The sequence below is a fragment of the Aneurinibacillus sp. XH2 genome, assembly GCF_001439585.2.
Lineage (GTDB): Bacteria > Bacillota > Bacilli > Aneurinibacillales > Aneurinibacillaceae > Aneurinibacillus > Aneurinibacillus thermoaerophilus.
Genome location: NZ_CP014140.1, coordinates 2593358 through 2608110, shown reverse-complemented (window position 1 = coordinate 2608110; position 14753 = coordinate 2593358). Strand labels below are relative to the sequence as shown.

13 protein-coding genes and 1 riboswitch are annotated in these 14753 nt (G+C 46.7%); of the genes, 11 read left to right on the top strand and 2 right to left on the bottom strand.

From position 1 onward, the window contains the following. The first annotated feature begins 6 nt into the window (after window positions 1-6). From spoVAD to lysA, 4 genes are all read left to right on the top strand, one after another. Window positions 7-1026, top strand: a complete 1020-nt coding sequence (spoVAD, locus tag ACH33_RS12860; protein WP_057899387.1) for a stage V sporulation protein AD — start codon at window positions 7-9, stop codon at window positions 1024-1026. A 4-nt stretch (window positions 1027-1030) separates the two neighbouring features. Continuing rightward, on the top strand, window positions 1031-1384 hold the full coding sequence (gene spoVAE / locus ACH33_RS12855; protein WP_408863291.1) for a stage V sporulation protein AE: 354 nt from the start codon (window positions 1031-1033) through the stop codon (window positions 1382-1384). A gap of 3 nt (window positions 1385-1387) precedes the next feature. Beyond that, window positions 1388-1990 carry a stage V sporulation protein SpoVABEA gene (locus tag ACH33_RS12850; RefSeq protein ID WP_057899386.1) on the top strand — a complete coding sequence of 201 codons (603 nt, stop codon included), beginning with the start codon at window positions 1388-1390 and terminating at the stop codon, window positions 1988-1990. A 78-nt stretch (window positions 1991-2068) separates the two neighbouring features. Further along, complete coding sequence (gene lysA, locus ACH33_RS12845; RefSeq protein WP_057899385.1) at window positions 2069-3394, top strand: diaminopimelate decarboxylase; 1326 nt, start codon at window positions 2069-2071, stop codon at window positions 3392-3394. Between the two features lie 51 nt (window positions 3395-3445). On the opposite strand, the gene ACH33_RS12840 is transcribed toward lysA, so the two are convergent. Beyond that, entirely contained in the window at window positions 3446-3880 is a 435-nt protein-coding gene (locus tag ACH33_RS12840; protein WP_057899384.1) for an HIT family protein, read from the bottom strand. Between the two features lie 317 nt (window positions 3881-4197). Here ACH33_RS12840 and ACH33_RS12835 point away from each other — a divergent pair, with 317 nt between their 5' ends. From ACH33_RS12835 to lhgO, 7 genes are all read left to right on the top strand, one after another. Further along, window positions 4198-5925, top strand: a complete 1728-nt coding sequence (locus ACH33_RS12835; RefSeq protein WP_062731159.1) for a sigma 54-interacting transcriptional regulator — start codon at window positions 4198-4200, stop codon at window positions 5923-5925. Then, on the top strand, window positions 5922-7250 hold the full coding sequence (gene gabT, locus ACH33_RS12830; protein WP_057899382.1) for a 4-aminobutyrate--2-oxoglutarate transaminase: 1329 nt from the start codon (window positions 5922-5924) through the stop codon (window positions 7248-7250). Before ACH33_RS12835 ends, gabT begins: the two co-directional genes overlap by 4 nt. A 163-nt stretch (window positions 7251-7413) precedes the next feature. Further along, on the top strand, window positions 7414-8757 hold the full coding sequence (locus ACH33_RS12825; RefSeq protein ID WP_082706196.1) for an amino acid permease: 1344 nt from the start codon (window positions 7414-7416) through the stop codon (window positions 8755-8757). 142 nt (window positions 8758-8899) lie between these two features. Further along, entirely contained in the window at window positions 8900-10345 is a 1446-nt protein-coding gene (locus ACH33_RS12820) for an aldehyde dehydrogenase family protein (protein WP_057899380.1), read from the top strand. A 93-nt stretch (window positions 10346-10438) separates the two neighbouring features. Beyond that, complete coding sequence (locus ACH33_RS12815) at window positions 10439-10780, top strand: DUF3870 domain-containing protein (RefSeq protein WP_057899379.1); 342 nt, start codon at window positions 10439-10441, stop codon at window positions 10778-10780. A gap of 385 nt (window positions 10781-11165) precedes the next feature. Continuing rightward, a complete protein-coding gene (gene glaH / locus ACH33_RS12810) occupies window positions 11166-12107 on the top strand; it encodes a glutarate dioxygenase GlaH (protein WP_057899378.1) in 942 nt (313 codons plus the stop codon). Between the two features lie 120 nt (window positions 12108-12227). Next, window positions 12228-13460: an L-2-hydroxyglutarate oxidase gene (gene lhgO, locus ACH33_RS12805; protein WP_057899377.1), complete on the top strand. Its 1233-nt coding sequence runs from the start codon at window positions 12228-12230 to the stop codon at window positions 13458-13460. A gap of 196 nt (window positions 13461-13656) precedes the next feature. Here lhgO and ACH33_RS12800 read toward each other — a convergent pair whose 3' ends face one another. Further along, window positions 13657-14100, bottom strand: a complete 444-nt coding sequence (locus ACH33_RS12800; RefSeq protein ID WP_057899376.1) for a peptidylprolyl isomerase — start codon at window positions 14098-14100, stop codon at window positions 13657-13659. Window positions 14101-14247: 147 nt separating this feature from the next. Further along, window positions 14248-14394: riboswitch (FMN riboswitch) on the top strand. The last annotated feature ends 359 nt before the right edge of the window (window positions 14395-14753 follow it).

Here is a 14753-nt window from a genome sequence, read left to right as displayed (position 1 = left end):
GAAAGGATGAAAGCAAGGCATCGATGTGGAAGCCAGACGTGGCGTTTTGTGAACGACATCCGTATACTGGGCAGCGCTGTTTCCGTCGGACCGCTCGAGGGGGAAGGACCGCTTGCGGCGGAATTCGACCATATCCATTCTGATATGTATGCAGGACAGGCTTCATGGGAAAAAGCGGAGCAGTTTATGATGTACGAGGCGGTGCAGACGGCGATTAAAAAGAGCGATTTGCTGGAAAGCGAGATTGATATTATTCTGGCAGGAGATTTACTGAACCAGACGATTTCCTCCAATTTTATGGCAAGTCAGTTAAATATTCCGCTTATCGGAATGTTCGGTGCTTGTTCGACTTCGATGGAAACGCTTTCGGTCGGTTCGGCGCTGGTGGATGCCGGATACGCATCGTACATTGTCGCTACCTGTAGCAGCCATAATTGTACGGCGGAAAAACAATTCCGTTATCCGACAGAATACGGCGGACAAAAACCGGAATATGCTCAATGCACGGTAACCGGAGCGGGAGCGGCGGTTGTCGGATGCGGCCGAAGCGGCCCGCGCATCACGTATGCAACCATCGGAAAGGTAGTAGATATGGGAATCAAAGATCCGTTTGATATGGGGAGCGCGATGGCACCGGCTGCGGTCGATACGCTTTCTACGCATTTCCGTGATACGGATCGGATGCCATCCGATTATGATTTGATTGTTACTGGCGATTTGGGCAAAGTCGGATACGCGATTTTAAAGGATGAAATGAAAGACCTTTCATATGACATGACCCCGGTGTATAACGACTGTGGCTTAATGATTTACAGTCCGGACCAACAGGTATTTTCCGGTGGAAGCGGCTGTGCGTCCAGTGCCGTGGTTACTTACAGTTATATTTTGAATCGGCTAAGAGAAGGAAGCATTAAGCGGGTGCTGATTTGCGCGACCGGCGCGCTGTTCAGTCCGGTCAGTTATCAGCAGGGTGAAAGCATTCCATGTATCGCGCATGCCGTGGCGCTTGAAGCGGAGGAGGTATAACAGCATGGGACAGGTGATGATCGCTTTTTTTGTCGGAGGATTGATTTGTGTCATAGGTCAGCTTTTATTGGATATAGCCAGGTTGACGCCCGCCCATGTGATGAGTATTCTTGTCGCCACCGGTGCGGTGTTGGATGGGCTTGGGTTATACGATCCGCTCATTGAATTTGCGGGTGCCGGAGCCACTGTGCCGATTACGAGCTTTGGGCACGCTTTATATCATGGTGCATGGCAGAAAGCGGAACAGACCGGGATTATCGGTCTGATTGCCGGAATTTTTGAAGTTCCGAGTGCTGGCATTTCGGCTGCCATCGCGTTCAGTTTTTTTGCTGCGCTTATTTTTAAGCCGAAAGGATAGGCCATGCAGCGCAGAAAACGGAGAATCATTATTATTACGGATGGGGATTTTGTGGCTCGCAGTACAGTAGAAGAAGTGGCGCGGCGAATCGGTGGCCGCTGCATCTCCCGTTCGGCTGGAAACCCGACGCCATTGAACGGTCCGCAGATCGTTTCCTTGATCAAAAAGGCCAAACATGATCCGGTACTGGTTATGTTTGACGACAACGGTGATGTTCACATGGGAAAAGGGGAAGAAGCGTTGTATTATGTATCTACCCACCCTGATATTGAGGTGCTGGGCGCTATCGCCGTTGCATCGCGAACGAAAGGCGCACTTGGTGTAAAAGTAGATATTTGCATAGATAGATACGGCCGAAAAGTCAGGCGTCCGGTAAATAAAAATGGGTTTGTGGAAGCCGGAAGTGAAGCATATATTATAGGTGATACAGTAGATGTTTTGAACATGTTGCAGATCCCGGTTATCGTCGGAATCGGAGATATCGGCAAAATGAAAGGACGTGATGAGACATGCGTGGGTTGCCCAGTGACACTGGCAGCGGTCAAATTTATTTTGCAGAAGAGCGGTTATTTCCCTAAATATTCGCGAAAATTGCGAAAGAAGTAAAATGTCTAGTTGTCATACTTTCGCAAGGTATGGTACTGTATAAGATATTTATAGGGTATAAAATGAGGAGGAAGCCGAGTGTTTTTACATGGAACGAGCAGAGTAAACGGGAGAGGGCATTTGGAAATCGGCGGCTGCGACACGACGGAACTGGCCCACACATACGGTACGCCACTTTATATATATGATGAGGCGCTCATAAGGGAGAAGTGCCGCGCTTATGTTAAAGCGTTCGAGGAAAGTGGATTCCGCTTTCAGGTAGCGTACGCCAGCAAAGCGTTTATGTGTATAGCGATGTGCCAGTTGATCGCCGAGGAAAATATGTCGCTGGATGTTGTATCAAGCGGCGAGTTATATACGGCGCTTAAGGCAGGATTTCCGGCAGAACGCATTCATTTCCACGGCAATAATAAAACGGAAGATGAGTTAAAGATGGCGCTTGACGCCGGTATCGGCTGCTTTGTCGTCGACAACTTTTTCGAGCTTGAGCTTTTGCATGACTTGGCGCAAAAAGAGGAACGAATTGTGTCGATTCTGCTTCGTCTAACGCCGGGAATTGAAGCGCACACGCACGAGTACATTTCCACCGGTCAGGATGATTCGAAGTTCGGTTTTGGCGTCGCCAGTGGACAGGCGCTGCAAGCGGTGAAGCGCGCGCTCGATAAGCCTTTCTACAAGCTGCTTGGCATTCACTCCCATATCGGTTCGCAAATTTTCGAGACGACCGGCTTTATCGGGGCGATTGAAGTGCTGGGCGAATTTCTGGAACAGGTACGCACTGAGACGAAATACGAGATCGAGGTTCTGAATCTGGGCGGAGGTTTTGGCATCCGCTATACGGCAGAAGACGATCCGCTGCCGGTAAGTAAATACGTACAGGTTATTACGGAAGAAGTGCGCCGTCAGTTTACGGCGCGCAATTATCCATTGCCGGAGATCTGGATTGAGCCGGGCCGAAGCATCGTGGGCGAAGCTGGCACCACACTTTATACGGTCGGAGCGATTAAGGATATCCCTGGCATCCGTAAATACGTGGCGATTGACGGCGGTATGTCTGATAACATTCGTCCTGCATTATATCAAGCAAAATACGAGGCAATGCTTGCGAATCGCGCAGATGAGCCGGCTGCCGAGGTTGTTTCGATCGCTGGGAAATGCTGTGAGAGCGGCGATATGTTAATTTGGGATTATGCACTTCCAAAGGCGGAGCCCGGCGACTTGCTCGCTGTTTCTTGTACGGGCGCGTACGGATATTCCATGGCGAATAATTATAACCGAATTCGCCGCCCTGCTGTCGTGTTTGTCAAAGACGGGCGCGCCGATGTGGCGGTGAAAAGAGAATCGTATGAAGACCTTGTGAGAAATGACCGCGTTATCGTATGCGCGTTAAGTCAGTCGGTGTAAACGATAAAGAAAGGAGCGAACGATTGGTTCGCTCCTTTATGTATACATGCCCTATGACTCGATGCCAGCGGCGATATGAGCAGCGATTTCTTGCAGATCGCTAGGTGTATACTGGGCGTTGTTCTCCTGTAATGTTGGATGGAATCCGTCTTCTTTGCCATAGCGCGGCAGGATGTGCAGATGGTAATGGAATACTGTTTGTCCCGCTACTTTACCGCTGTTATTGAGCAGGTTCACCCCTTCTATGTTAAACTGCTTTTTCATGGCGTTTGCGATCTTCGGCACGCATGCGAATAGATTGGAAGCGATGTCCGGTGTTAATTCGAAAATGTCTTGCTTGTGGGTTTTCGGAATAACAAGCGTATGGCCTTTCGTTGCCTGGCTGATGTCAAGAAACGCGACGACATGTTCATTTTCGTATACTTTGGCTGACGGGATTTCCCCTTTGATGATTTTGCAGAAAATGCAGGTATTGTTCAGTGCCATCGTATCATCCTTTCCATTTTCTTTTTATTCTATCATTATCACCTTCTCTGATTAAGCGGAAATGTACATAAAATTTTTAAATGCTATATAGCATTATATTGATGCAAATTAGCATTAAAAATAAATACAAAGTTATAAATAATACATAGGTTATAATTATTCAGTATATTAAAATAGATTTGAATGCGAAATTGCATTAATATTCTCTCCCTTCTTTTATAAGAATTCCTCAGAAATAAAGTTTTTAATTTTGGCATAGTATTTGCTATTTAGAAAATGTGCAGGGAAGAAAAATGAGAAGGGAGACGAGGAAGCAGGTGAGGGTTTTGGAAACGTATGCTGCACCGGATATTGACAAGCTGTGGATGCAGATGCCGTACGGCATGCTTGCCCTGTCTCCAGATGGATTTATTATTCATTGGAAGGGCAAGATGGAGAATTGGTTTATCTTTAAAGAAACGGACGTAGTACGCAAGCATCTGTCTGATGTCTTACCTCTTGTTTTTTCTTCCTATGAATCGTTTTGCCGGGTTGGACAGGACTTTTGGGAGACGCAGATTAAAACTCCTTCTTTTTCTTTGCGCGGGGAATGGAAGCGGTGTTACGAAGGTGGTATTCATACGGCGGATTTTCTTGTCCTGCGGCGCGATGATCAGTACTTTGAGCTGGAAAATATCTTTGATACGTCGTTTGATGAGATTTTGGTGACGGACGGAGAAGGAAGAATTTTGCGCGCTGGGCCGAAAAGTGAGCAGTTGTACGGAAGGCCCATTGGTGAATTACTGGGAAAAAAAACGACGGAACTTGCCGCAGAAGGCGTATTTACGCCGAGCATTACGCCGGAAATTATCAGAAAGCGGACAAAAGTGTCCGGCGTTCAGGTGACGGTAAATGGAAAAAAGCTGCACGTAATCGGAAACCCGGTATTCAACCCGGACGGCAGCCTCCATCGAATTATCTTTAACTCACGAGAGTACGAAGAAGTCGAGATGCTGCGCCAGCGTCTGGAAACGACGGAAAGCTTGCTGGATGCTTACCGTCTTGAATTGGAGAAGCTGAAGCAAAGCAAAGATGAACCTCAGGACGACATGGTGGTGCTTTCGCCGGAAATGCAGCAAATTTACCAGCTGGCCGAACGGGTGGCTCACGTTGACTCCACCATTTTAATTATGGGGGAATCTGGAGTTGGGAAAGGGATGATTGCGCAACGTGTGCATCGGGCGAGTCACCGCCGTACGAAAAACTTTGTCCATATCAACTGTGGGGCCATCCCGGACACATTGATTGAATCGGAATTGTTTGGATACGAAAAAGGGGCGTTTACCGGAGCGAATACGTCGAAAAAAGGTGTGCTGGAAATCGCGGACGGCGGTACCGTGTTTCTTGACGAAATCGGCGAAATTCCGTTAAGCGTGCAGGTGAAACTTTTGCAATTCTTGCAGGATAATACGTTCCGTCGGCTTGGCGGAAATCAGTTGCTAACGGTAAATACGCGTATTATTGCTGCGACCAATCAAGATTTACACAAGCTGATTGCAGAAGGTCGTTTTCGTGAAGATTTGTTTTACCGTTTGCACGTTATTCCGATCTCAGTTCCTCCGCTTCGCCAGCGTAAAGAAGAAATTCCAGCTCTTATTCAACACTTTATCGCTCGTTTTACAAAAAAATACGGGTTGTACAAGCAGTTCCATGAAGACACAATCGAGATTTTGAGCGCTTATGACTGGCCCGGCAATGTGCGAGAACTGGAAAATATGGTGGAACGCTTGATTGTAACAAGCGAAGGGACAGAAGTATTACCACACCATTTGCCGGCGAGTCTTTGGGAAGACAGCAAGAATTACCAGGAGGCCTGGGCAATAAAAATAAAAGGATTATGTCCACTGAAGCAAGCCGTCGAAGAAGTGGAAAAGCAATTGATTTCTATGGCCTACCAAAAATACGAAAATACGTACCGTTGTGCTGAGGCGCTAAAAGTCAACCAATCTACGATTGTGCGAAAGATGAACAAATATTTAGGAAAAGGAAAGGAAGAGAACAGATGACGACAAACGCACAAACATCACAAGGTCCAAAATCTGCAAAATTACATGCTCGCCGTCAAGAGGCGGTTCCTGTAGGTCCGTATCATGTAACTCCGCTATATATACAATCGGCGCAAGGAGCCATCGTTACTGATGTAGATGGCAATGAATTGATTGATTTTGCTGGTGGTATCGGTATGCAGAATATTGGTCACTGTCATCCGAAAGTGGTAAAAGCCATTCAAGAGCAGGCGGCGGCTTCTATTCATAGCTGTTTTCATGTTATGCCGTACGAAAGCTATATTGAGCTTGCAGAAAAATTGAACGAAAAAACGCCGGGCGATTTTAAAAAGAAAACCATGTTTGCGAACAGCGGCGCGGAAGCGGTGGAGAACGCTGTGAAAATCGCCCGGAAAGCGACCGGTCGCAGCGCTGTTGTTTCGTTTGAACGCGGCTACCATGGCCGTACCTTAATGACCATGTCTTTAACAAGCAAAGTAAATCCGTATAAACATGGCTTCGGACCGTTTGCCCCGGAAACATATAAATTGCCTTACCCTTATTATTATCGTGCACCGCAAGGAATGTTGCCAGAGGAACTGGACGAGCAAGTTTTACATCATTTTGAACAATTCTTCCTCGGTGAAGTGGGAGCAGATCATATCGCTGCTATTATCATGGAGCCAGTACAGGGCGAAGGTGGATTCATTGTTCCTTCCACTACTTTTGTACAGGGCGTACGCCGCATTTGTGACAAGTACGGCATTCTTATGATTGCGGATGAAATCCAAACCGGTTTTGCCCGTACAGGGAAATTGTTTGCGATGGAAAACTACGGGGTAGCGGCGGACATTACTACAATGTCCAAATCCATTGCAGCAGGTATGCCGCTTAGTGCCATTACAGGACGCGCTGAATTGATGGATGCACCTGGAGCTGGACAGCTTGGTGGCACATTCGCTGGAAGCCCAGTGGCATGTGCGGCAGGCCTTGCGGTGCTTGATGTTATTGAAGAAGAGAATTTGGTAGAACGTGCGCAAGTCATCGGCGATCGCATGATGAATGCCTTCCGCAGTTGGCAGGAGAAATACGATCTTATCGGAGATGTACGTGGGCTTGGTGCAATGGTTGCGCTTGAATTAGTAAGGGATCGCGTAACGAAAGAGCCGGCGAAAGAAGAGACAGGCAAAATCGTGACAGAATGCTGGAACAACGGCTTAATCGGTTTAAGTGCGGGTATCTTCGGCAATGTGCTTCGTTTCTTGCCACCGCTTGTGATTACAGATGAACACTTAGAAAAAGGGTTGCACATTTTAGAACAAGCGATTGCAAAAGCTTCTAAATAAGTAAATATGGGCGGATACCATTACATTTCATGTTGGTCAATTTTAGTGGTATTCCGCTCCTATTTAGCACTTTCTCAGGACAAAAATAAACAAATTTGTAAAGGCGGTGGAGCTTTTGGAACAGCAGGCACTACACAAAGATCTGAAAAAACGGCATATAACAATGATTTCTATCGGTGGAGTTATCGGCGCTGGCTTATTTGTAGGGAGCGGCGCCATCATTACCTCGGCAGGCCCCGGTGCTCTTCTATCCTATATAATTGGAGGCTTGATCGTAGTTCTTGTTATGCGTATGCTTGGAGAGATGGCTGTTTTGAATCCTGATAGCGGTTCTTTTGCTACGTATGCACATCAAGCGCTTGGGCCATGGGCCGGATATATGATTGGCTGGTTATACTGGTTTAACTGGGTGATCATTGTCGCAATTGAAGCCACGTTAGTAGGGGCTATGATTCATCAATGGCTCCCTTCCATACCTGCGTGGATAGGAAGTCTAGCTTTGACTGTTTTGATGACGCTTACCAATATCTATTCAGTCAAAACATATGGAGAATTTGAATACTGGTTAGCTTTTATTAAAGTAGTTGCTATTATTGCGTTTTTATGCCTGGGAACAGCGATGATCTTTGGTTTCGTACCGGGCATTGAATCACCGGGTCTTTCTAACCTTACCGGAAACGGTGGATTTTTCCCGAACGGATTTCTCCCGGTTCTTCTCAGCGTTGTCTTTATTACATTCTCCTTAGTGGGAAGTGAGGTCGCAGCCATTGCGGCGGGGGAATCGGAAAACCCGGAAAAGAACGTTATGAAAGCCATAAACAGTGTGGTTTGGCGCATTCTTGTGTTCTTTATTGGTTCAGTCGCTGTGCTGGTTACTGTTCTGCCGTGGAATGCTAAAGACTTGCTCAAAACTCCATATGCGAGTGTATTTGATATGGCGGGCCTGCCAGCTGCGGCTCAAATTATGAATATCGTTGTTTTCATCTCTTTGCTTTCTGTCTTGAATTCAGGGCTTTATACAAGCTCACGTATGCTGTATTCTCTTGCGCAAAAAGGAGAGGCGCACCGTATATTTTTACAGGTAAATAAGAGAGGGGTACCGGTTTGGGCGGTACTGGCAAGCACATGCTTTGCTTATATTTGTGCAATATTCAAATTTGTGTCCCCTGATAAATTGTTTGCTTTTTTGGCAAATAGCTCGGGTGGCGTTTCGATGCTTGTGTATATATTTATCGCTCTTTCACATATACGTATGCGGAGAAAGATCGAAAAAGAAAATCCGGGAGCCCTTAAGGTAAAAATGTGGTTGTTTCCCTACTTAACCTATGCGACTATTATCATCTTGTTAGGTATTTTTGTTGCACAAGCTTTTATTGAGGACATGTGTTTGCAATTCTATCTTACTTCACTTATCGCAGTTCTTGTTATTGCTTCCTATTTTGTATTTTATCGTAAGAAGCAACCGTCTTCGGGCTTCGAAGAAAGGCAAATCGAAAAAGTGATATAATCAAAAGACACTGACAAATGCAATTTTGTTAACTTAGGATTTCGTTTACATTTAACGCAGGCAGAAGATCGAAAAAGGAAGCACAAGGTAAAAATTTGCAATTTTTAAAATAGGTGTTTTAAAATAGGTGGTGGACAATAACATGCGTTATTTAAACTATATCAACGGTGAATGGAAAAAACCTGTGAGCGGCGAATATATCGAAAATCGTAACCCGCACAACTGGGAAGAAGTGCTAGGCGAGTTTCCGATGAGCGCAGCGGAAGATGTGTATGAAGCGGTCCAAGCAGCGAAAAAAGCGTTTGCGGTATGGAAAAAGCTTTCTTTTCAGCAGCGTGCATCCTACTTGCTAAAGGCGGCTGAATATTTAAAGGCAAATTTGGAAGAAGTAGGCCGCGATCTAACGCTAGAAGAAGGGAAAACGCTGGTGGAGGGAATCGGAGAAACACAGCGGGCCATCAGCATTCTCGAATACTATGCGGCGGAAGGACGGCAGCCGGTCGGTGAAGTGGTTCCTTCGGCGAACGCGGAAACGTTTCTTTATACGACCCGTGTGCCAGTGGGGCCGATCGGTCTGATTACGCCGTGGAACTTCCCGATTGCCATTCCTGTGTGGAAAATGGCTCCGGCGCTTATCTATGGCAATACCGTGGTCATTAAACCTGCCGAAATTACGCCGAAATCTGTGTACCATGTAATGAAAGCGTTTGAAGCAGCGGGCCTTCCTGCGGGTGTTGTTAACTGCGTGTTTGGCAGCGGTTCGGTTGTCGGGTCAGAGATCGTTGAACATCCGGATATTAAAGCAGTGTCTTTCACCGGCTCAAATACGGTTGGCCTGCGCATTCAAGAGCGCGCAACTGCAAAAGGAAAAAAAGTGCAGCTGGAGATGGGCGGTAAAAACCCGCTTATCGTGCTGGCTGACGCCGATCTGAACAAAGCGGTGAATATCGCTATTAGCGGCGCGTTCCGTTCCACAGGACAAAAGTGTACGGCCACAAGCCGTGTGATTGTGGAAGAAGGAATTTATGATGCGTTTCGTGACTTGCTTGTTGAGCGTACGAAAGCGCTCAAAGTGGGCAATCCTCTGGAAAAAGACACGTTTATGGGCCCGGCTGTTTCTAAAACACAGCGCGATGGTATTATGGCGATGATTGAGGCAGGAAAACAAGAAGCGACGCTGCTTTGCGGCGGTGAGGCGCCGGCCGATCCGGAACTTGCGAACGGCTTCTATGTGCTGCCGACGATTTTTGAAAACGTAAGCCGCGACGCCCGTATCGCGCGCGAGGAAATTTTTGGGCCGGTTATCGCGCTTTTTAAAGTAAAGAACTACGAAGAAGCAGTTGGACTGGCGAACGATACAGAATATGGCCTCAGCTCCGCGATTTGCACGAATAACCTTACCTTGGCGCAACGGTTCGTGGATGATATTGAAGCGGGCATTGTGCACGTGAATTCAGAAACAGCGGGAGCGGAGCCGCAAGTGCCGTTTGGCGGCTGCAAAAACTCCAGCACTGGATCCCGTGAACAAGGGAAAGCAGCGATTGAATTTTATACCCAAGTGAAAACGGTATACATGGATCGGATGTGACATTTTGTATTTCATCATAAAAAATTGACACCTGCAAATATGCAGGGGTATGATCAGGAGAAAGAAAATCTCCCGGAAAGTGGTGTTGTGGTTATGTTCACAGGCAAGACGTATTTTATCGCAGGCCATGCTCGTTTGCCGCAGGGAATGGCGGCACGCAGCATTTTTGATACGTTGACGATTACGGTTGAAGCGGATGCGAAATACCACGTGATTCTGGAAGCGTCCTGTACGCTTGCGACCGAACACGGCCGGGATTTTATCGGTCAATTGCTGCGCGGTTGCAGCCTGCAGGATGGCATTGAAGCGCTGAGCCGGCGCATCATAGACTTTTATCAAGGTAAAGCCCAGAATGCACTTGTCGCTGCTCTTCGTGATCTGCATAACCAGTATTTACTTTATAAAAATAGCGAAAATAGTAAAAAAAATGATTGACAAAAATTTAAGATTACGATACCATTAAAATATAAATGCAGTAGCAAATGACAGAACCTTGCAGAGAGGTTTTCCCTACTCGCATACCGGTTTCTGTCAAGCCTGTGAATGAATTGTTTTATAAGAATTGCATACATGAAACTGTCTAATTTACTGCCCTTCAAGTAATTGGAGAGGTTTCGTAAATGAGAGCCAGTTATACTTCAACCCTTGTTTTTGGGGAGAAGTGTAACTGGCTCTTTGTTTTTATGCGCAACAGGTTCACCCTTCATCTGTCGCGCATAAATAACCCCAAAGGCTGACAGGCCGGACTTGGTCGGACACCGACACGATCTTTTCAGCTGTATGACTCACATTTTTTATCAAATGGAGGAGGAACGAAACGATGACAATGGCTACCGAGACAAAAAGAGAGATGAAATTTGTGCAAAAACAACCAGGCTATGAAATTATGCCGCATCCTGACCACAAAAGGCTATATCACATTCAGTTAGATGACCGATTGCTTGAAACGTTTTTTGCCGGCTGCAAAGAGCACAGCGAACAATCCTTGCGCTATGTTCCGTATTCCCGGCAAGTGCTGGCGCACCAGTTCAGAGAATTGTTCGGTCAATCGTTCATGGATAATATCCGCGAAATTCTTCAGGATCGCGAATCAGGCGGCTTCACTATCAGTGTGCAGGGCAAAACGGAAGATGTAGAAGATTTTGTAAAATTTGGGACAGCTTTAACGCACCTGATCGGCATCCCGAACTTTGACGCGATGACCGGAACATTCTATGCGCGTTTTACAGTGAAAGATACAGACAACAGCGACTCTTATTTGCGTCAAGCGTATCGCCTGTTCACACTTCATACGGATGGCACATTCGTAGATGAGCCGACAGACTGGTTGCTCATGATGAAAATGGACGAGAAAAATGCGGTTGGCGGTGAATCTCGTTTGCTGCATCTCGATGACTGGGAAGATCTTGAAAAGTTCAGCAAGCATCCGCTCGCGAATGTGAAAATTACGTATAAAGCACCACCGAGCAAAAATGTGGAGCAAGTTGTGCATCGCGCTACTTTTTATGAAATCAATAACAAGCCTTGCATCTGCTTTATCGACCAATTCGCGTATCCGGAAACGATCGAACAGGCTCTTTATTTGAAAGAGTTATCTGAATCCCTGGAAAATTCTCCGGCAGTGCATGCGTTAAAACTTCCGGTAGGCGATTTGGTGATTCTGAACAATAGCTTCTGGATGCATGGTCGTGCCCCGTTTGAAAAACATCCGGAATTGTACCGTGAGCTGATGCGCCAGCGCGGGTATTTTGCCCGTGTATAAAAGGATTACAGGCAGGCCTCTCTTCTTGCAGGCCTGCCTTATATGGCATATAAATATAAATAATAAAAATAGACAAATACTAGCAGCATCCCATAAATGGGGATAGAGGAGGAACATAGCATGTATGATTTTGCGATTGTCGGCGGAGGGATCGTAGGCTTATCGACAGGGATGGCGCTCATGAAGCGGTTTCCGGGTGCAAAGATCGTCATGATTGAAAAAGAAGCCGATTGGGCCCGGCACCAGACGGGACACAATAGCGGTGTTATTCATTCCGGGATTTATTATAAGCCTGGCAGTTTTAAAGCGCGTTTTGCACGGGAAGGGAATGCAGCGATGGTGAAGTTCTGTGAAGAACACGGCATTGCATATGAAGTGTGCGGCAAGGTGATTGTAGCAACAGAGCCGGAAGAGTTGCCGCTGATGGACAATTTATATAAGCGCGGTTTGCAGAATCAATTGAACGTAACGAAAATTGGCCCGGAAGAATTGAAAGAGATTGAACCGCATGTGCGCGGCCTTGGCGCGATTCGTGTGCCGAGTTGCGGGATCGCGGACTATAAAGGAGTTGCTCGCACGTTTGCGCGAATGATTGAAGAGGGTGGCGGTGACTTGCGCCTGTCCACCAAAGTGGAGAATATTGCCGAGGAAAAAGGCGGCGTCACAGTTGAAACAAATCGCGGCACGATTAAAGCACGCTTCCTGATTAACTGTGCCGGCTTGCACAGTGACCGGGTAGCCAAAATGGCCGATATGCACACCGGGATGAAAATCGTGCCATTCCGTGGTGAATACTATGAATTGATTCCTGAAAAACGCCATCTCGTAAAACATTTAATTTATCCGGTGCCTAACCCGAACTTTCCCTTCCTCGGTGTTCATTTTACTCGTATGATTAATGGGGAAGTTCACGCTGGGCCGAACGCAGTATTAGCCTTCAAGCGTGAAGGTTACACCAAAAAGGATATCAGTTTGAAGGATCTGTTTGAGGTGTTAACCTATTCAGGCTTCTGGAAAATGGCAATGCCAAATATGAAGGAAGGTATCAACGAAATGGTTCGCTCTTTCAGCAAACAGGCGTTTCTGCGCAGTTTGCAACGTCTGATTCCAGAATTGACTGAGAAAGATATTGTCCCGACCCATGCCGGGGTGCGGGCACAGGCGATCATGCACGATGGAAGCATGGTGGACGATTTCGCCATTTTTTCAGGTAAACGCTCGATGCATGTATGCAATGCCCCTTCACCAGCAGCCACAGCCTCTATCAAAATCGGTGAAGAGATCGCAAATCGTGTGCCGGATCATATGATAGACAATATAAAGAAAACGATAGCCCCGGCCGTTCTGGTATAGTTCGATGAATACGGCCACGATGTCAATTCATTGCCACTGTACCTGTCCTCTCGTATCGCGCCCGAATCTGAGATTTTATCGTCCCTGCGGGAGTAATGGTACATTTGATAAAAATATCTACATATAAACCCGAAAGGCAAAAAGCCGGAAATCGGGCGCGCAGGAAGTTTATCCTTTGCGCCCGCTGGTGCATACATTATTCTTCATCCCATACTTTTACCGCAACCATTTTATCACCGTTGCGTAGATTTTTTGCGTGCTCAAGCCCTTCGATAACTTGCCCGAATACAGTATGCACGCCGTCGAGGTGCGGCTGTGCTTCATGCACGATGAAGAACTGGCTGCCGCCGGTGTCTCGTCCTGCGTGTGCCATGGAAACAGCGCCTGGGATGTGTTTATGTGGATTCCCTTCTGTTTCGCATTTGATCGTATAGCCCGGGCCGCCTGTTCCTGTGCCGTACGGGCATCCTCCCTGGCTTACGAAGCCTGGAATGACACGGTGGAACGTAAGTCCGTTATAGAAGCCGGAATTGGCGAGCTTTTCAAAGTTTGCAACCGTACCCGGAGCGGCTTCAGGAAAAAATTCGATCGTAATTTTGTTGCCGTTTTCAAGTTCAATGCTACCTTTTTTCTTTGCCATGTTTGTTCCTCCTTATTGGTTCGTTCGCTCTATTCTATCATAGGACGTTTTAAAGCCTCAATGTGCGTATGCTTGTTTCACATTATAAAATTTTCGTGTGGACAGCGGAATATCAATTGGCTATACTAAAAATACAACTGAATTATACAAATCCTTCGGGGCAGGGTGAAATTCCCGACCGGCGGTGATAGAGGCTACGAGCCTCTTCAGTCCGTGAGCTGCGGCTTTTTTGGCCAATGCTGACCCGGTGCAAGTCCGGGACCGACAGTATAGTCTGGATGGGAGAAGGATGGATCAGAGCACGCCAGGTGTTGCTTTCTTGTAGTTTTTTGTATGCATTTTATTTGCTGCTGTATTGCCTTTGCTTCGTGGAGCAAGGCGAAGATGCTGCGGTACAAATGTCAAAGTATTCAAGGTGATGTATACAGCTTTCCTTTTACAAGTTTGCTGTATCTGACTAAAGAAAACAAAGATTGTTCCTGGCCTAGACTAGATCTACCTTTTTGTGAAAAAGCCCTGAAAACGGTTGAACCGTCTTTCAGGGCTTTCTATATGTATGGCTTTTTCGAGGAAAAAGGACGAGGCATAAGTACGCGAGTTGCTCACAGTATGGCAACGGGAGAATTCAGATAAGTCAAAACGCTTTTGTTGCA

What these genes read in the sequence shown, in the direction of transcription:
- spoVAD (WP_057899387.1), top strand. Translation starts at nt 7, where the DNA reads ATGAAAGCAAGGCATCGATGTGGAAGCCAGACGTGGCGTTTTGTGAAC.
- spoVAE (WP_408863291.1), top strand. Translation starts at nt 1,031, where the DNA reads ATGGGACAGGTGATGATCGCTTTTTTTGTCGGAGGATTGATTTGTGTC.
- ACH33_RS12850 (WP_057899386.1), top strand. Translation starts at nt 1,388, where the DNA reads ATGCAGCGCAGAAAACGGAGAATCATTATTATTACGGATGGGGATTTT.
- ACH33_RS12840 (WP_057899384.1), bottom strand. Translation starts at nt 3,880, where the DNA reads ATGGCACTGAACAATACCTGCATTTTCTGCAAAATCATCAAAGGGGAA.
- gabT (WP_057899382.1), top strand. Translation starts at nt 5,922, where the DNA reads ATGACGACAAACGCACAAACATCACAAGGTCCAAAATCTGCAAAATTA.
- ACH33_RS12825 (WP_082706196.1), top strand. Translation starts at nt 7,414, where the DNA reads ATGATTTCTATCGGTGGAGTTATCGGCGCTGGCTTATTTGTAGGGAGC.
- ACH33_RS12820 (WP_057899380.1), top strand. Translation starts at nt 8,900, where the DNA reads ATGCGTTATTTAAACTATATCAACGGTGAATGGAAAAAACCTGTGAGC.
- ACH33_RS12815 (WP_057899379.1), top strand. Translation starts at nt 10,439, where the DNA reads ATGTTCACAGGCAAGACGTATTTTATCGCAGGCCATGCTCGTTTGCCG.
- glaH (WP_057899378.1), top strand. Translation starts at nt 11,166, where the DNA reads ATGACAATGGCTACCGAGACAAAAAGAGAGATGAAATTTGTGCAAAAA.
- lhgO (WP_057899377.1), top strand. Translation starts at nt 12,228, where the DNA reads ATGTATGATTTTGCGATTGTCGGCGGAGGGATCGTAGGCTTATCGACA.
- ACH33_RS12800 (WP_057899376.1), bottom strand. Translation starts at nt 14,100, where the DNA reads ATGGCAAAGAAAAAAGGTAGCATTGAACTTGAAAACGGCAACAAAATT.